This is a genomic window from Amycolatopsis eburnea (genome assembly GCF_003937945.1).
GTDB lineage: Bacteria > Actinomycetota > Actinomycetes > Mycobacteriales > Pseudonocardiaceae > Amycolatopsis > Amycolatopsis eburnea.
This window is the reverse complement of the sequence record NZ_RSEC01000062.1, coordinates 84,155-98,157: the sequence shown is the minus strand read 5'-3', so window position 1 is coordinate 98,157 and position 14,003 is coordinate 84,155. Positions and strand designations below refer to the sequence as shown.

Below are 14,003 nucleotides of genomic sequence, written 5' to 3'. Positions count from 1 at the left end.
GTGACCACCACAGAAAACCTCGTCGGCAGCGACTTCGCCCGGCTGAGCCGCCGCATCTCCGCCGCCGGGCTGCTGGCGCGCCGTCCCGGTTACTACGTCGCGAGGACCACCGTCGTCGCCGGGCTGTTCGCCGCCGGGTGGGTGGCCTTCGCGCTGCTCGGGAACTCCTGGTGGCAGCTCGGTGTCGCCGTCTTCCAGGCCTTCCTGTTCGGCCAGATCGCGTTGCTCTCCCACGACCTCGCGCACAAGCAGGTGTTCCGGCGCCGCCGTCCCACCGAGATCGCCGGGATGCTCGCCGGGAACCTCGGGATCGGGATGAGCTACGGCTGGTGGATGGACAAGCACACCCGCCACCACGCCAACCCGAACCACGAGGAGCTCGACCCGGACGTCGACCCGGACATCCTGGTGTGGTCGAAGGACCAGGCTCGCGCGGATCTCGGGCCAGTGCCCCGGTTCATCGGGCGGTACCAGGCGTTCCTGTTCTTCCCGCTGCTCACCCTCGAGGGCCTGAACCTGCACTGGTCGGGGATCCGCGCGGTGCGCAAACCCGGCCTGCGCCGCCGCGGCACCGAGGCCGCGTTGCTCGCGGTGCACCACCTCCTCTACTTCAGCGCGCTGTTCACCGTGCTCTCCCCCGGCATGGCGGTGCTGTTCTTCGCCGTCCACCAAGGACTCTGGGGTGTCTACATGGGATCGATCTTCGCGCCGAACCACAAGGGCATGCCGACGCTGACCGGGCCCGCCGAGCTGGACTTCCTGCGCAAGCAGGTGCTGACCTCGCGCAACGTCCGCGGCGGCCTCGTCACCGACGTCGCGCTCGGCGGCCTCAACTACCAGATCGAGCACCACCTGTTCCCGAGCATGCCCTCGCCGCACCTGCGGCGGGCGCAGCCGATCGTCCAGGCCTACTGCGCCGAGCTCGGCGTCCCCTACCTGCAGACGAGCCTGGCCGAGTCCTACCGGCAGGCGCTCACCCACCTGCATGAAGCTGGGGCGCCTCTCAGGAACCGTTCGTAGACTCGGAACCATGAGGAAGACGATCGCGGGGCTGCGCGACCTGCCGGCGGCGTTCGGCGCGAAGGCGGCCGGGGCGCGGGCCGAGCGGGTGCGCTCGTCGCCGCAGTTCGACGGGAAGGTGTTCCGCAACGCCGCCCCGCGGCACCCGATGACGGCGGCGGCGATGCGGACCATCTTCCGCGAGATGTTCTTCGGCGAGCACCGCGAACTGCGCAAACCGGGCGGGGCGGTCCCGCTGGTCGCGGCCGCGCCGGTCGAGTCCGCCGAGGGCGCGCACCTGACCTGGTACGGCCACGCGTCCGCGCTGGTCGAGCTCGACGGCGCCCGCGTCCTGCTGGACCCGGTGTGGAGCGAGCGGGTCTCGCCAGCGGCGTTCACCGGCCCGCGGCGGCTGCACGAGCCGCCGGTGCCGTTGTCGGGCCTCGGCCGGATCGACGCGGTGGTCATCTCGCACGACCACTACGACCACCTGGACCTGGCGACCGTCCGCGCGCTGGTCGCGTCGACGACGGCGCCGTTCCTGGTGCCGCTCGGCGTGGGCGCGCACCTCGAACGCTGGCGCGTCCCGGCGGCCCGGATCATCGAGCTGGACTGGCACGAAGAGGCCACGGTGGCGGGCGTCCGGTTCGTCGCGACGCCGGCCCAGCACTTCTCCGGCCGCGGCATCTCCAACGACAGCACGCTCTGGACGTCGTGGGCGCTGCTCGGCCCCGCGCACCGGGTGTTCTACAGCGGCGACACCGGGTACTTCGACGGCTTCGCGAAGATCGGCGAGGAGCACGGCCCGTTCGACGCGGCCCTGATCCAGGTCGGCGCGTACGCCCCGCACTGGCCGGACATCCACATGACGCCGGAGGAAGGCGTCGCGGCGGGGCTCGACGTGCGGGCGAAGCTGCTGGTCCCGGTGCACTGGGCGACGTTCCAGCTGGCGATGCACCCGTGGGGCGAGCCGGCGGACCGCGTGTGGCGCGAAGCGAAGGCGGCCGACCTGCCGCTGGCGATCCCCCGCCCGGGCGAGCGCATCGACGTCACCGCGCCCCCGCCGGTGGACGGCTGGTGGCAGGCGCTGTGACCGGCGAACACGAGCGGTACGCGCGCTACCTGCTCGAGTTCGCCAACGTCACCGACGCCGACGAGCCAGACCTGGTCCGCGCGGTGCTGACCGACCCCGATCGGGTGATGGCGGAATCCGCGGTGGTCCAGCACGTCGACCTGCGCGCGGTCACCACGGGCGAGGATGGGCGCGAGACCGACCGGCCGCAGCGGCGGCGGGCGGCCCGCCGAGCACGGGAGCGCGTGTGAAGCTCAAGCTGGACCTGCACGACATCTACAACCGCGGCGGCGAAATCGACCGGGCGCTGCGCGCGGTCATCGACGAGGCCGTGGCCAAGAAGGCGCCGCTGGTGGAGATCATCCCGGGCAAGGGGTCGGGGCAGCTGAAGAAGCACGTCCTGCGGTTCCTCGAGCGCAAGGACGTCAAGGCGCTGTACCACCGGGTCGAGAAGGACAAGGACAACTTCGGCCGGGTGTTCGTGCACTTCCGCTGGAAGTGATCAGAAGCGGCTGTCGTGCCGGGCTTCGGCCCACGCGCGGTCCCACGCCGCCGCGTGCAGGCGGCTCAGGACGAAGCGGCCGGCGCCGTAGAGGCCTGCCAGGGAGCCCGTGATCGCGACCCACAGCAGGATCGCCGCGAAGACGCCGTCGGCCGCCGAGGTGGCCGGGGACAGCGGCTCGCTCGTCAGCTCGCCGTGCTGGTCGAGCCACACGGACACGCGGGTGCCCGCCGGGCTGCCCGCGTCGGCGAGGACATCGCCGGTGTGGCGGGCGCCGCGCGCGTCGAACCAGGCGGCCTGGACCGTCGTCTGGTCGGCCGGGGCGCCGGCGCCGTCGGTGCTGTAGGTCTGGCTGGGCGCCGCGGCGAGGGACACCGCCGTCGCCGGGTGGCGGGTCGCGCGCTCCTGCTCGGCGCGGACGGTCTGCGCCGCGTAGGTGTCGGAGCCGAACGCCGCCGCGAACGGCACGGCCAGGAACGCCCCCGCGATCACCAGGAGCAGCAGGAGGGACTCGAGCCGGTCGCCGGTCCGCGCCAGCGGGTTGCGCCCGGGGTGCAACCGGCGCCGGAACCGGGCGATCCGTCCGCTGGGCCTGCGCATGCGCGACTCACTCCCTCCCGGTAAACGTCATCTCGATAACAGTGTGCGCGCAGAGGCTTGGCTTTCTCTCGTAAATGGGATGCGGCCCACCTGTGAACCCGTGCACAACCACCCGGTCGCGCTAACTCGCCGCGATCGCCGACCACAGTGCGTGAGCGATCGCGAGCGGACGACGGCTGCTCAGAGCCAGTCGTCCGGACGCGGCCACGGCATCAGCGCCGCCAGCGCGTCCTGGGCCGGTTCCGTCACCGCGTACCTGCCCCGGTGGAACAGCAGCGGCCGCGCGTCGGACGGCGCGCCCAGCGCCGTCACCCGGCCGATCACCACGTAGTGGTCCCCGGCCTCGTGCACGGCCTCCAGAGCGCAGTCGATCCAGGTCAGCGCGCCGTCGAGCAGCGGCGCGCCGGACGGTGCCGGCGTCCAGCCGACCCGGGCGAACTTGTCCTCGCCCCGCGCGCCGAACACCGCGCTGATCTCCTGCTGGTCCTCGGCCAGCACGTTGACCGCGAACCGCCCGGCCGCGGCCAGCACCGGCCACGTCCGCGAGGTGCGGGCCGGGCAGAACAGCACCAGCGGCGGGTCCAGCGACAGCGCCGCGAACGACTGGCAGGCGAACCCGGCGAGGGTGTCGCCGTCGCGGCCGGTGACCACCGTGACGCCGGTGCAGAAGTGCCCGAGCACGCTGCGGAACTCGGTCTGGTCGACCGCCACGGAAGTCATGCGCCCGGGGGTCGCGCGCCGACCGAGAAGTCGTGGCCCCACAGCGAGACCGCCGTGCTCTCGCGGGCGATCCAGTTGTCGTCGTCGACTTGGCGGCCTTCGCAGCCGAACTCGACGTCGAAGCCGCCGGGGGTCTTCATGTAGAACGACAGCATCAGGTCGTTGACGTGCCGGCCGAGCGTGGCCGACATCGGTACCTTGCGCCGGATCGCGCGGTCGAGGCACAGGCCGACGTCGTCGGTGTTCTCGACCTCCACCATCAGGTGCACGATCCCGGACGGCGTCGGCATCGGCAGGAACGCCAGGCTGTGGTGGCGCGGGTTGCAGCCGAAGAACCGCAGCCACGCGGGTGGCCCGTCGGCCGGACGCCCGACCAGCTGCGGCGGCAGGCGCATCGAGTCGCGCAGCCGGAAGCCGAGGACGTCGCGGTAGAACCGCAGTGACGCCTCGTCGTCCTTTGTGGACAAGACGACGTGACCGAGGCCCTGCTCGCCGGTGACGAACTTGTGGCCGTACGGGCTCACCACCCGCCGGTGCTGCAGCGCGACGCCGTGGAACACCTCCTGGGTGTTGCCGGACGGGTCGTCGAAGCTGATCAGCTCGTCGACGCGCCGGTCGGCCAGTTCCTCCGGCGTGCCTTCCTTGTACGGCACCGCCGCACTGTCCAGCCGCGACCGGATCTCGGCCAGCTCACCGGCGTTGGCCGCCTCCCAGCCCGTGACGGCCAACCGGTCCGCGGACCCGGGCGAGATCACCAGGCGCGCGGGGAAGTCGTCCATGCGCAGGTAGAGCGCGTCCGGGTCGGCGCCGCTGCCTTCGACCATGCCGAGCACCTTGAGCCCGTACTCGCGCCACGCGGCCATGTCGGTGGCCTCGATGCGGAGGTAGCCCAGTGACCGGATGCCCATCAGGAACTCCCGAGGAAGTCGAGGGCCAGCCGGTTGAACTCGTCGAACTTCTCCAGCTGGGCCCAGTGCCCGCAGCCGCCGAACACGTGCAGCTGCGCGCGCGGAATCGTCTTCAGGGCCACCAAAGCGCCGTCCAGCGGGTTGACGCGGTCTTCGCGGCCCCAGATCAGGAGCACGCGCTGGCGGAGGCGGTGGGCTTCGCGCCAGAGCATGCCTTCTTCGTAGGTTTCGGGGTGGGCGAACGACTTCCCCATCGCCCGCATCGCCGCCAGGGAGTCCGGGGTGTTCGCCGCGGCGAAGCGTTCGTCGATCAGCTCGTCGGTGATCAGCGCCTGGTCGTGGACCATGATGCGCAGGAACGCTTCCATCCGCTCGCGGCTCGGCTTCGCGCCGAACTTGCCGAGGTTCTTCACGCCTTCGGTGGGGTCGGGCGCGAACAGGTTGACGCTCAGCCCGCCCGGCCCCATCAGCACCAGGCGTCCCGCGCGTTTGCCGTGGTTCAACGCGAACCGCACCGCCGCGCCGCCGCCGAGGGAGTTGCCGACGAAGTGGGCGCGCTCGATGCCCAGCGCGTCCATCAGCCCGGCGACGGCGTCCGCGCTGTGCCGGAAGTACTGCGGGTGCTCGGTGGGCTTGTCCGACCGGCCGAAGCCGGGCTGGTCGACGGCGATCGTCCGGTAGTGCTTGGCGAACTCCGGCAGGTTGCGCCCGAAGTTGCTCCACGCCGACGCGCCGGGCCCGCCGCCGTGCAGCAGGATCACCGTCTCGGCGTGCTCGGCGCCGGCCTCGTGGTAGTGCAGCTTCAGCGAACCGGCTTGGACGTACTTGCCTTCGGGCGCGGCCATCAGTACATCGCGTTCTCGACGGGGAGCCCGAAGGCGCCGGTGCCGAACATGACGTACGCGCGCTCGGCGTCGTTGGCCGCGTGGACCCGGCCCGCGTGCGCGTCGCGCCAGAAGCGCTGGATCGGCGTGCCGCGCTGGATCGCGCGGCCGCCGGAGTTCTCGAAGAGCCGGTCGATCGCGGCGATCGCGCGCTCGGTGCCGCGCACCTGGTCGCGCCGGACGCGCAGCCGCAGGTCCGCGGGCAGCCGCTCCTCGCGCTCGGCGAGTTCGTACAGCTCCTGGATGTTGCGCGTCAGCTGCAGCCACGCGGCGTCGATCTCGCTGGCCGCCTCGGCGATCCGCACCTTGGCGAACGGGTCCTCTTTGGACTGTTCACCGGCGTACGCGGCCCGCACGCGCTTGCGCTGGTGCTCGACGTGGGCGTCGTAGGCGCCTTGGGCCATGCCGATGATCGGCGCGGTGATCGTGGACGGGTGCACCGAGCCGTAGGGCAGCCGGTACAGCGGGCCGGGGTTGATCGCCTGGCCCGGCACCTTGCACTTCGACGTCGCGATGAAGCTGAGCGCCCGGTGCTGCGGGACGAAGACGTCCTCGACGACGATGTCGTTCGAGCCGGTGCCGCGCAGGCCGACGGTGTCCCAGACGTCCACGATGGTGTAGTCCGCGATCGGCAGCAGGTAGGTGCAGAAGTCGACCGGTTTCCCGTCCTTGAACGCCGGTCCCCCGAGCAGCACCCACGTGCAGTGGCCGGAGCCGGAGGAGAAGCTCCAGCGGCCGGACAGCCGGTAGCCGCCGTCGACGACCTCGGCCTTGCCCATCGGCGCGTACGACGACGAGATCCGCACGTCCTCGTCGTCGCCCCAGACCTCCTGCTGCGCCTGTGCGTCGAACAGCGCCACGTGCCACGGGTGGACGCCGAGGATGGAGGCGACCCAGCCGGTGGACCCGCACGCGCTCGCGATCAGCTTGACCGCGGTGTAGAAGCTCACCGGGTCGGTTTCGAGGCCGCCGAAGGACTTCGGCTGCAGCATCTTGAAGAACCCGGTCTCCTGCAGGGCCTTGACGGACTCCTCGGGGACGTTCCGCGCGTCCTCGGTGTCCTGGGCCCGTTCCCGCAGGACCGGCAGGAGGTCCCGGACCCCGGCGATCACCTGCTCGCTCATGCGCACTCCTTCGCTCACCGCCAAAGACTAGAACACGTTCTCGTTTTTGTCGAGAACACCCTGCGCCAGGGCACTGTTGATCCCCGCCCTGCGGCCGGAAAACACGCAGTCGGCCAGGGACAGACCGCTCACGTAGGACCTGGAACAGATTCCCACCGCGGTGCGGCCGGCGGCGTACAGGCCCGGGATCGGCGCCCCCGCGGTGTCGCGGACCGCGCCGGTGTCCTCGTCCACCACCAGGCCGCCGAGGGTGAGCATCGGCGTCGGGTACCCCAGGTTGGGCCGCACCGAGATGTCGATCAGCGAGAACGGCGGCGTCTCCAGGCGCCGCCGGAACTCGTCCGGCTTGCCGGCCGGGTCCGAAGCGCCGTGGTAGGCCTCGACGCTCGCCCGCAGTCCCTGAGGATCGACCCCGGCCTTGCGCGCGGCCTCCTCGACCGTCGCCCCGGTCACGCGGCCGCGCCGCAGCAGGTAGCGCAGCTGAAGGCCTTGGAACCACTGGCTCTGCGCCTTCGTGTCACGCCGCGCCTCCGCCACGATCGGCGCGTCGACGAGCAGCCAGCCCTTGCTCCCGTGCTCTTCGATGAGCTTCTCGCCGACCGCGGCGCCGTAGCGGGACTCGTCGATGACCCGCCCGCCCCCGGCGTCGACGATGATCCCGCCGAGGAACGCGCTGGGCGGCGTGATGAACCGCCACGCGGAGATCCGGCCGAGTTCGCCGGTCGCGGCCCCGGCCTCGACGCCGAGACGGATGCCCGAGCCGTTGTCGGCGGACGTGCCGAGCGCCAGCCCGCCGCGGTACTTCGGGGCGTGCTCGCGCACCATCTCGCGGTTCGCGATGAAGCCGCCCGCGGCCAGCACGACCCCGCGCCGGGCGGTGATCCGCAGCTCACGGCCGTGGGCGCGCTCGATCCGTTCGACGCGGCGATGCAGCGACTTGCGCAGCGAAGGTACGTAGATCCCGGGCTTCGCGGCGTACCGCGCGAGCCGTTGATGCCGGGCTTTGACTCCCGCGGGCGCGTTCTGCAACGTGTCGGCGACGAGCCCGGTGACCCGGCCGTCCTCCCGCACGAGGCGCCGGACGTGCGTCTGGGTCAGCACCCGGATCCCGCGACGGCGCACGGCCTCCTTGAGCCGCGTCATCAGCATCTTCCCCGAGGTCCCGGGCCCCTTGACCCGATGGCCGCGAGGCGCGGGCTTCGCCGCGTCGCGGAAGCCGCCGGCGGCCTCGCTGCCGGAGTAGTACAGGTAGTGGGCGTCGCTGGGGTACGACGTCTTGTACGGGCACAGGCTGCCTTCGAACGGCACGCCGTTGCCCTCCAGCCAGGTGATCATCTCGCGGCTGCCTTCGCAGAACCGCCGCAGCGTCTCCCCGGCGACGACGTCCCCGGTCTCGAGCCGCAGGTAGGCGTACATCGCGTCGACCGAGTCGTCGACGCCCGCGTCCCGCTGCTGGGCGGTCCCGCCGCCCGCGTAGACCACGCCCCCGCTGACCGCGCTGGCACCGCCACCGGCGAACCGCTCGACGATGACGACGTCGGCGCCCGCGTCGGCCGCTTCGAGGGCCGCGCACGCGCCGGCCGCGCCGAACCCCACGATGATGACGTCCGCGACGAGTTCGTCCATGGTCGGTACCCTAGAACTGAAACACGTTCTCGTCTATGGTTGCCGAAGCGGCTCCCAACTGGATACTCATTTCGTGGAACACGTTACAGGTGAGGTGGCATGACGGAGCAGTTCGACGTCGTCGTGGTCGGCAGTGGCGCCGCCGGGATGACCGCCGCGCTGGCCGCGGCTCACCACGGTCTGAGCGTCGTCGTCCTGGAGAAGGCGGCCTGCTTCGGCGGTTCGACCGCGCGCTCCGGCGGCGGGGTCTGGCTGCCGGGCAACCACGCGCTGCGCGCCGCCGGGATCGACGAACCCCCGGAGCGGGCGCGCGAGTACCTGGCCTCGATCGTCGGCGACGTCGTCCCGGCCGTCCGGCGCGACACGTTCCTCGACCACGGGCCCGAGGTGCTGAAGTTCGTCTGCGACCACACGCCGCTGAAGTTCCGCTGGGTCCGCGACTACAGCGACTACCACCCCGAGGCCCCCGGCGGGCGGCCCGGCGGGCGCTCGGTCGAGCCGATGGCCTTCGACGGCAAGCTGCTCGGCGCCGAGCTGGCCCACCTCGAACCGCCGTACAGCGCTCCCCCGCTCGGCGTGCCGATCACCCAGGCCGACTACCGCTGGCTGAGCCTCCTCGCGCGGCACCCCCGCGGGAGTGTCCGGCTGCTGTCGCTGGGCCGCCAGTGGCTGGTCGGGAAGCTCCGCGGGCAGCGGCTGCTGAGCATGGGGCAAGCGCTTGCGGCCGGGCTCCGGGTGGGCCTGACCAGGGCGGGCGTCGAAGTACGGCTGAACACGCCGCTGGTCGACCTGCGGGTCGAAGCCGACCGCGTCACCGGCGTCGTGACCCCGGACGGGGTCGTCGGGGCCCGGCGCGGGGTGATCCTCGCCAGCGGCGGGTTCGAGCAGAACCTCGAGATGCGCGAGAAGTACCAGCGCGCGCCGATCGGCGTCGACTGGACCGTCGGCGCGGCCGCCAACACCGGCGACGGCATCACCGCCGGCATCCAGCTCGGCGCCGCGCTCGACCTGATGGACGACGCCTGGTGGGGGCCGTCGCTGCCGCTGACCGGCGGCCCGTGGTTCGCGCTCGCCGAGCGGTCGCGGCCGCGCAGCATCATGGTCGACGCGCGCGGCGAGCGGTTCGTCAACGAGTCCGCGCCGTACGTCGAGGCCGTGCACGCGATGTACGGCGAGGGCGACGGGCCCGGCGAGCACATCCCGACCTGGCTGGTGTTCGACCAGCGCTACAAGGACCGGTACATGTTCACCGGCATCGGGCCGCGCCAGCCGCTGCCCGGCCGCTGGTTCAAGGCCGGGATCGCGGCGAAGTCGGCGACGCTGGCCGGGCTGGCGGCGAAGATCGAGGTGCCCGCCGACGCGCTCGAAGCGACCGTCCGGCGGTTCAACGGCTTCGCGCGCACCGGCGTCGACGAGGACTTCCACCGCGGCGTCAGCAAGTACGACCACTACTACGGGGACCCGCGCAACAAGCCCAACCCCAGCCTCGGCCCGCTCGACAAGGCGCCGTACTACGCGGTGAAGATCGTGCCGGGCGACCTGGGCACCAAGGGCGGGCTGCGCACCGACGAACACGCGCGCGTGCTGCGCGAGGACGGCTCGGTGGTGCCCGGGCTGTCCGCCGCGGGCAACGTCAGCGCGGCCGTGATGGGCCGGACCTACGCCGGGCCGGGCGCGACCATCGGCCCGGCCATGGTGTTCGGCTACCTTGCGGCGACGCGGCTGGCCAACGAAGATCAGGGCACCACGGGAGGCGAGCGATGACGCAGGAGTCCGTACGCACGATCTACGCCGGTGAGCCGCCGGCCCGGTTCGCCCGCGGCTGGCACTGCCTCGGCCTGGCCGAGCGGTTCCGCGACGGGAAACCCCACGCGGTCACGGCGTTCGGCACGAAGCTCGTCGTGTTCGCCGACTCTCACGGAGAGTTGAACGTCCTCGACGGCTACTGCCGGCACATGGGCGGCGACCTCACCCAGGGCAGCGTCAAGGGCGACGAGGTCGCGTGCCCGTTCCACGACTGGCGCTGGAACGGCAAGGGCAAGTGCGTCTCGATCCCCTACGCCAAGCGGGTTCCGCTGCGCGCGCGGACGCGGTCGTGGACGGTCTCGGAGCAGAACGGCCAGCTGATGCTCTGGCACGACCCCGAGGGCAACCCGCCGCCGGAAGAGCTGGCCATCCCGCGGATCGAGGCCGCCTACAGCGACGAGTGGAGCAACTGGACCTGGGACGAGATCTTCATCGACGGCTCCAACTGCCGGGAGATCATCGACAACGTCGTCGACATGGCCCACTTCTTCTACATCCACTACGCCTACCCGACGTACTTCAAGAACGTCTTCGAAGGCCACATCGCCACGCAGTACCTCAACACCAAGGGCCGCCCGGACGTGGGCATGGCGTCCAACTACGGCGGCGAGGACAACCTGCTGCGCTCGGAGGCGTCGTACTTCGGGCCGTCCTACATGATCAACAAGCTGGTGAACTCGTTCCAGGGCTACGAAATCGAGAGCGTGCTCATCAACTGCCACTACCCCGTGACGCCGACGTCGTTCGTGCTGCAGTACGGCATGAAGGTCAAGAAGCAGCACGGGCTCACCGACGAGCACGCCGACAAGATCGCCGCGAAGCTGGCCCGCGGGATCGGCGCCGGGTTCCTGCAGGACGTCGAGATCTGGAAGCACAAGACGCAGATCGACAACCCGCTGCTGTGCGAAGAGGACGGTCCGGTCTACCAGCTTCGCCGGTGGTACCAGCAGTTCTACGTCGACGCGGCCGACGTCACCGAGGACATGACCCGGCGCTTCGAGTTCGAAGTGGACACTTCGAAGGCGAACGAGGCGTGGGCGGCCGAGGTGGCGGAGAACCTGGCGCGCCGGAAGACCGAGGCGGAAGTGTGACCACCGCCGAGCAGGCCGAGTTCCTTTCGGGCGGGCTGCGGCCGCACGAGTGCCGCAGCTGCGGGACGTGCGTGCTGGTGAAGAAGAACAGCATCCAGCACACGAGCATCCAGTGGACGTCCCGGCCCGCCGACAGCTGCCCGGTGTTCGCGGACGCGGACGGCCCGTCGGCGCTGCTCGACACGTGCCCGAAGCTGGCCGACAGCATCGGCGACGCCGTGCGCGAGGGCACGCTGGCGGTGGCCGATGGCTGAGCGGGTCTACACGCTGACCGTCGCCGACGTCGTCGTCGAGACACCGGACGCGCGGTCGGTGGTCTTCGAGGTCCCGCCCGAGCACGCTTCGGCTTTCGCCTACCGGGCCGGGCAGTTCCTGACGTTGAAGATCCCCAGCGACCGGACCGGTTCGGTGGCGCGGTGCTACTCGCTCTCGAGCGCGCCGCACGAAAACCGCGTGCAGGTGACGGTCAAGCGCACCGACGGCGGCTACGGGTCGGGCTGGGTGTGCTCGGCGCTGGAGCCGGGGATGCAGGTGGACGTGCTCGCGCCGGCGGGCGTGTTCTGCCCGGCGTCGGTGGACGAGGACTTCCTGCTCTTCGCCGGCGGCAGCGGCATCACGCCGGTGATGGCGATCCTGAAAACGGCGCTGGAGACCGGATCCGGCCGGGTCGTGCTGGTCTACGCGAACCGCGACGAGAATTCCGTCATCTTCGCGGGCGAGCTGGCGTCGCTGGCGAAGCGCTACGGCGACCGCTTGGTCGTCGTGCACTGGCTGGAGAGCGTCCAGGGCCTGCCGGACGTCGCGCAGCTGCGCGGGCTGGCGTCGGCGTACACCTCGCACGAGGCGTTCCTGTGCGGGCCCGCGCCGTTCATGGCGGCTGTGCGGGAGGCACTCGGGCAGCTCGGGGTGCCGCGGGACCGGGTGCACGTCGAGAAGTTCACGTCGCTCACCGGGAACCCGTTCGAAGAAGTCCCCGCCGAGGAGGCTCCCGAGTCGGACGACGCACCGGCGTCGCTGACGGTGTCGCTCGACGGTTCGACGCGGACGATGTCCTGGCCGCGGCAGCGGAAGCTGCTGGACCACCTGCTGGACGCGGGCATGGACGCGCCGTACTCCTGCCGCGAGGGACAATGCAGCGCGTGCGCGTGCCGGGTCGTCTCGGGCGAGGTGAAGATGCTGCACAACGAGGTCCTCGACGCCGAGGACATGGCGGACGGCATCGTGCTGGCCTGCCAGTCGCTCCCGGTCACCGACGACGTCTCGATCAGCTACGAATAGGAGCCCGCGTGCCCATCAACCCCGACGTCGCGATCGGCGCCGAGATCGGCGAGGTGAGCTTCGCCTGGACGGCGTCGGACGTGCTGCTGTACCACCTGGCGCTGGGTGCGGGGCCCGACGAGCTGCGCTACACCTACGAGCGGGACCTGGTGGTGCTGCCGACGTTCGCGACGGTCGCGGCCAACCTGCGCGTGTTCGACCCGCCGGCGGTGTCGTTCCCCGGCGTGGAGATCGACCTGGCGAAGGTGCTGCACGGCAAGCAGGAGATCACCCTGCACGGGCCGATCCCGGCTTCGGGCAAGGCCGTGGCCCGCTCGCGCGTCGCGGACGTGTACGACAAGGGCAAGGCCGCGGTGGTCGTCCAGGAGGTCTCGGTCACGTCGTCGTCCGGCGATCCATTGTGGACGGCCCGGTCGAGCATCTTCGCCCGCGGCGAAGGCGGGTTCGGCGGCTCGCGGGGCCCGTCGGACCGCGTCGAATGGCCTGCTCGTGAACCCGACGTTGTGCTCGAGACGCCGACGCTGCCGCAGCAGGCGCTGCTGTACCGGCTGTGCGGCGACCGCAACCCGCTGCACGCCGACCCCGAGTTCGCCCGTGCTGCCGGGTTCGACCGGCCGATCCTGCACGGGCTGTGCACGTACGGGATCGTCGCGCGGGTGCTGGTGAACGAGTTCCTCGACGGCGACCCGGCCCGCGTGGCGTCGTTCGCGACGAAGTTCGCCGGCGTGGTCTTCCCCGGCGAGACGCTGCGGATCCGGGTGTGGCGCGAGGACGGCCGGCTGCTGGTGACGACGTCGGCGGCCGACCGCGACGACGCCCCGGTGCTGGCGGACACGGTGCTGTCCACGCTCTGAACGCCGTCCGCGCGCCCGCTACCGTGGAGGGGAGCGACTCGGGAGGACGGAACGCGATGCCGGAATACTTCGTGGTGCGGGGAACGGTCGAATCGGGCGACAAGCGCGGCCGTGAGCTGGGCTTTCCCACGGCCAACATCGCCCTGCGCGACCAGGACGGCTCGCTGGGCGACGGCGTCTGGGCCGGCTGGGTCCGCCGCGCGGACGGCACCCACGTCCCGGCCGCGGTCTCGGTCGGCCGCCGCCCGACGTACTACGGCGCGGACGGCTACCGCCTGCTGGAGGCCCACCTGCTCGAGTTCACCGGCGACCTCTACGGCGAGACGCTGGTGGTGTGGCTCGGCTCCCACCTGCGCGACCAGGAGAAGTACTCTTCGGCGGAGGACCTGATCACGGCGTTGAAGAACGACATCGCGACGGCGACCCAGTGGACCCTCGCGCACCCCGCCACCTCGCTCCCGCCGGTCGACGAGAGCCCCCTCGGCGAGGTCCGCCGCCTCACCACCTGAGCCCGCACCCGGTGTCTTGAATGACTCATT

Annotated in this window: 16 protein-coding genes; 10 read left to right on the top strand and 6 right to left on the bottom strand. The window is 71.4% G+C overall.

Going from position 1 to position 14,003, the window contains the following annotated elements:
* The 4 genes from EIY87_RS42635 to EIY87_RS42620 are packed head-to-tail and all read left to right on the top strand — an operon-like array spanning window position 1 to window position 2,573.
* Complete coding sequence (locus EIY87_RS42635; protein ID WP_125315688.1) at window positions 1-1,020, top strand: fatty acid desaturase family protein; 1,020 nt, start codon at window positions 1-3, stop codon at window positions 1,018-1,020.
* Between the two features lie 10 nt (window positions 1,021-1,030).
* Window positions 1,031-2,092 carry an MBL fold metallo-hydrolase gene (locus EIY87_RS42630; protein WP_125315687.1) on the top strand — a complete coding sequence of 354 codons (1,062 nt, stop codon included), beginning with the start codon at window positions 1,031-1,033 and terminating at the stop codon, window positions 2,090-2,092.
* Window positions 2,077-2,322: a hypothetical protein gene (locus EIY87_RS42625; protein ID WP_125315686.1), complete on the top strand. Its 246-nt coding sequence runs from the start codon at window positions 2,077-2,079 to the stop codon at window positions 2,320-2,322. The genes EIY87_RS42630 and EIY87_RS42625 overlap by 16 nt, the downstream gene beginning before the upstream one ends.
* Window positions 2,319-2,573 carry a Smr/MutS family protein gene (locus EIY87_RS42620; protein ID WP_009075408.1) on the top strand — a complete coding sequence of 85 codons (255 nt, stop codon included), beginning with the start codon at window positions 2,319-2,321 and terminating at the stop codon, window positions 2,571-2,573. Before EIY87_RS42625 ends, EIY87_RS42620 begins: the two co-directional genes overlap by 4 nt.
* Here the strand turns inward: EIY87_RS42620 and EIY87_RS42615 are convergent, their stop codons facing one another.
* From EIY87_RS42615 to EIY87_RS42590, 6 genes are all read right to left on the bottom strand, one after another.
* Window positions 2,574-3,173, bottom strand: a complete 600-nt coding sequence (locus EIY87_RS42615) for an Rv1733c family protein (RefSeq protein WP_125315685.1) — start codon at window positions 3,171-3,173, stop codon at window positions 2,574-2,576.
* Between the two features lie 180 nt (window positions 3,174-3,353).
* Window positions 3,354-3,893 (bottom strand): 3-hydroxy-9,10-secoandrosta-1,3,5(10)-triene-9,17-dione monooxygenase reductase subunit, encoded by a 540-nt coding sequence (hsaB, locus tag EIY87_RS42610; RefSeq protein WP_125315684.1) that lies wholly within the window; start codon window positions 3,891-3,893, stop codon window positions 3,354-3,356.
* Window positions 3,890-4,801 carry an iron-dependent extradiol dioxygenase HsaC gene (gene hsaC / locus EIY87_RS42605; RefSeq protein WP_125315683.1) on the bottom strand — a complete coding sequence of 304 codons (912 nt, stop codon included), beginning with the start codon at window positions 4,799-4,801 and terminating at the stop codon, window positions 3,890-3,892. Before hsaC ends, hsaB begins: the two co-directional genes overlap by 4 nt.
* Entirely contained in the window at window positions 4,801-5,646 is an 846-nt protein-coding gene (gene hsaD, locus EIY87_RS42600) for a 4,5:9,10-diseco-3-hydroxy-5,9,17-trioxoandrosta-1(10),2-diene-4-oate hydrolase (protein ID WP_125315682.1), read from the bottom strand. The genes hsaC and hsaD overlap by 1 nt, the downstream gene beginning before the upstream one ends.
* On the bottom strand, window positions 5,646-6,809 hold the full coding sequence (hsaA, locus tag EIY87_RS42595; RefSeq protein WP_125315681.1) for a 3-hydroxy-9,10-secoandrosta-1,3,5(10)-triene-9,17-dione monooxygenase oxygenase subunit: 1,164 nt from the start codon (window positions 6,807-6,809) through the stop codon (window positions 5,646-5,648). The genes hsaD and hsaA overlap by 1 nt, the downstream gene beginning before the upstream one ends.
* Before the next feature lie 27 nt (window positions 6,810-6,836).
* Window positions 6,837-8,435: an FAD-binding protein gene (locus EIY87_RS42590; RefSeq protein ID WP_125315680.1), complete on the bottom strand. Its 1,599-nt coding sequence runs from the start codon at window positions 8,433-8,435 to the stop codon at window positions 6,837-6,839.
* Window positions 8,436-8,534: 99 nt separating this feature from the next.
* Here EIY87_RS42590 and kstD point away from each other — a divergent pair, with 99 nt between their 5' ends.
* From kstD to EIY87_RS42560, 6 genes are read left to right on the top strand one after another with little or no spacing between them, the layout of a single operon-like run.
* Window positions 8,535-10,199 (top strand): 3-oxosteroid 1-dehydrogenase, encoded by a 1,665-nt coding sequence (gene kstD / locus EIY87_RS42585; protein WP_125315679.1) that lies wholly within the window; start codon window positions 8,535-8,537, stop codon window positions 10,197-10,199.
* Window positions 10,196-11,332, top strand: coding sequence for a Rieske 2Fe-2S domain-containing protein (locus EIY87_RS42580; RefSeq protein WP_125315678.1), 1,137 nt, complete (start codon window positions 10,196-10,198; stop codon window positions 11,330-11,332). Before kstD ends, EIY87_RS42580 begins: the two co-directional genes overlap by 4 nt.
* Window positions 11,329-11,586 carry a hypothetical protein gene (locus EIY87_RS42575; protein WP_125315677.1) on the top strand — a complete coding sequence of 86 codons (258 nt, stop codon included), beginning with the start codon at window positions 11,329-11,331 and terminating at the stop codon, window positions 11,584-11,586. The genes EIY87_RS42580 and EIY87_RS42575 overlap by 4 nt, the downstream gene beginning before the upstream one ends.
* Window positions 11,579-12,610 carry a ferredoxin--NADP reductase gene (locus tag EIY87_RS42570; RefSeq protein ID WP_125315676.1) on the top strand — a complete coding sequence of 344 codons (1,032 nt, stop codon included), beginning with the start codon at window positions 11,579-11,581 and terminating at the stop codon, window positions 12,608-12,610. The genes EIY87_RS42575 and EIY87_RS42570 overlap by 8 nt, the downstream gene beginning before the upstream one ends.
* Window positions 12,611-12,618: 8 nt before the next feature.
* On the top strand, window positions 12,619-13,464 hold the full coding sequence (locus tag EIY87_RS42565; protein ID WP_125315675.1) for a MaoC/PaaZ C-terminal domain-containing protein: 846 nt from the start codon (window positions 12,619-12,621) through the stop codon (window positions 13,462-13,464).
* 56 nt (window positions 13,465-13,520) lie between these two features.
* Complete coding sequence (locus EIY87_RS42560) at window positions 13,521-13,973, top strand: riboflavin kinase (RefSeq protein WP_125315674.1); 453 nt, start codon at window positions 13,521-13,523, stop codon at window positions 13,971-13,973.
* Window positions 13,974-14,003 lie beyond the last annotated feature (30 nt).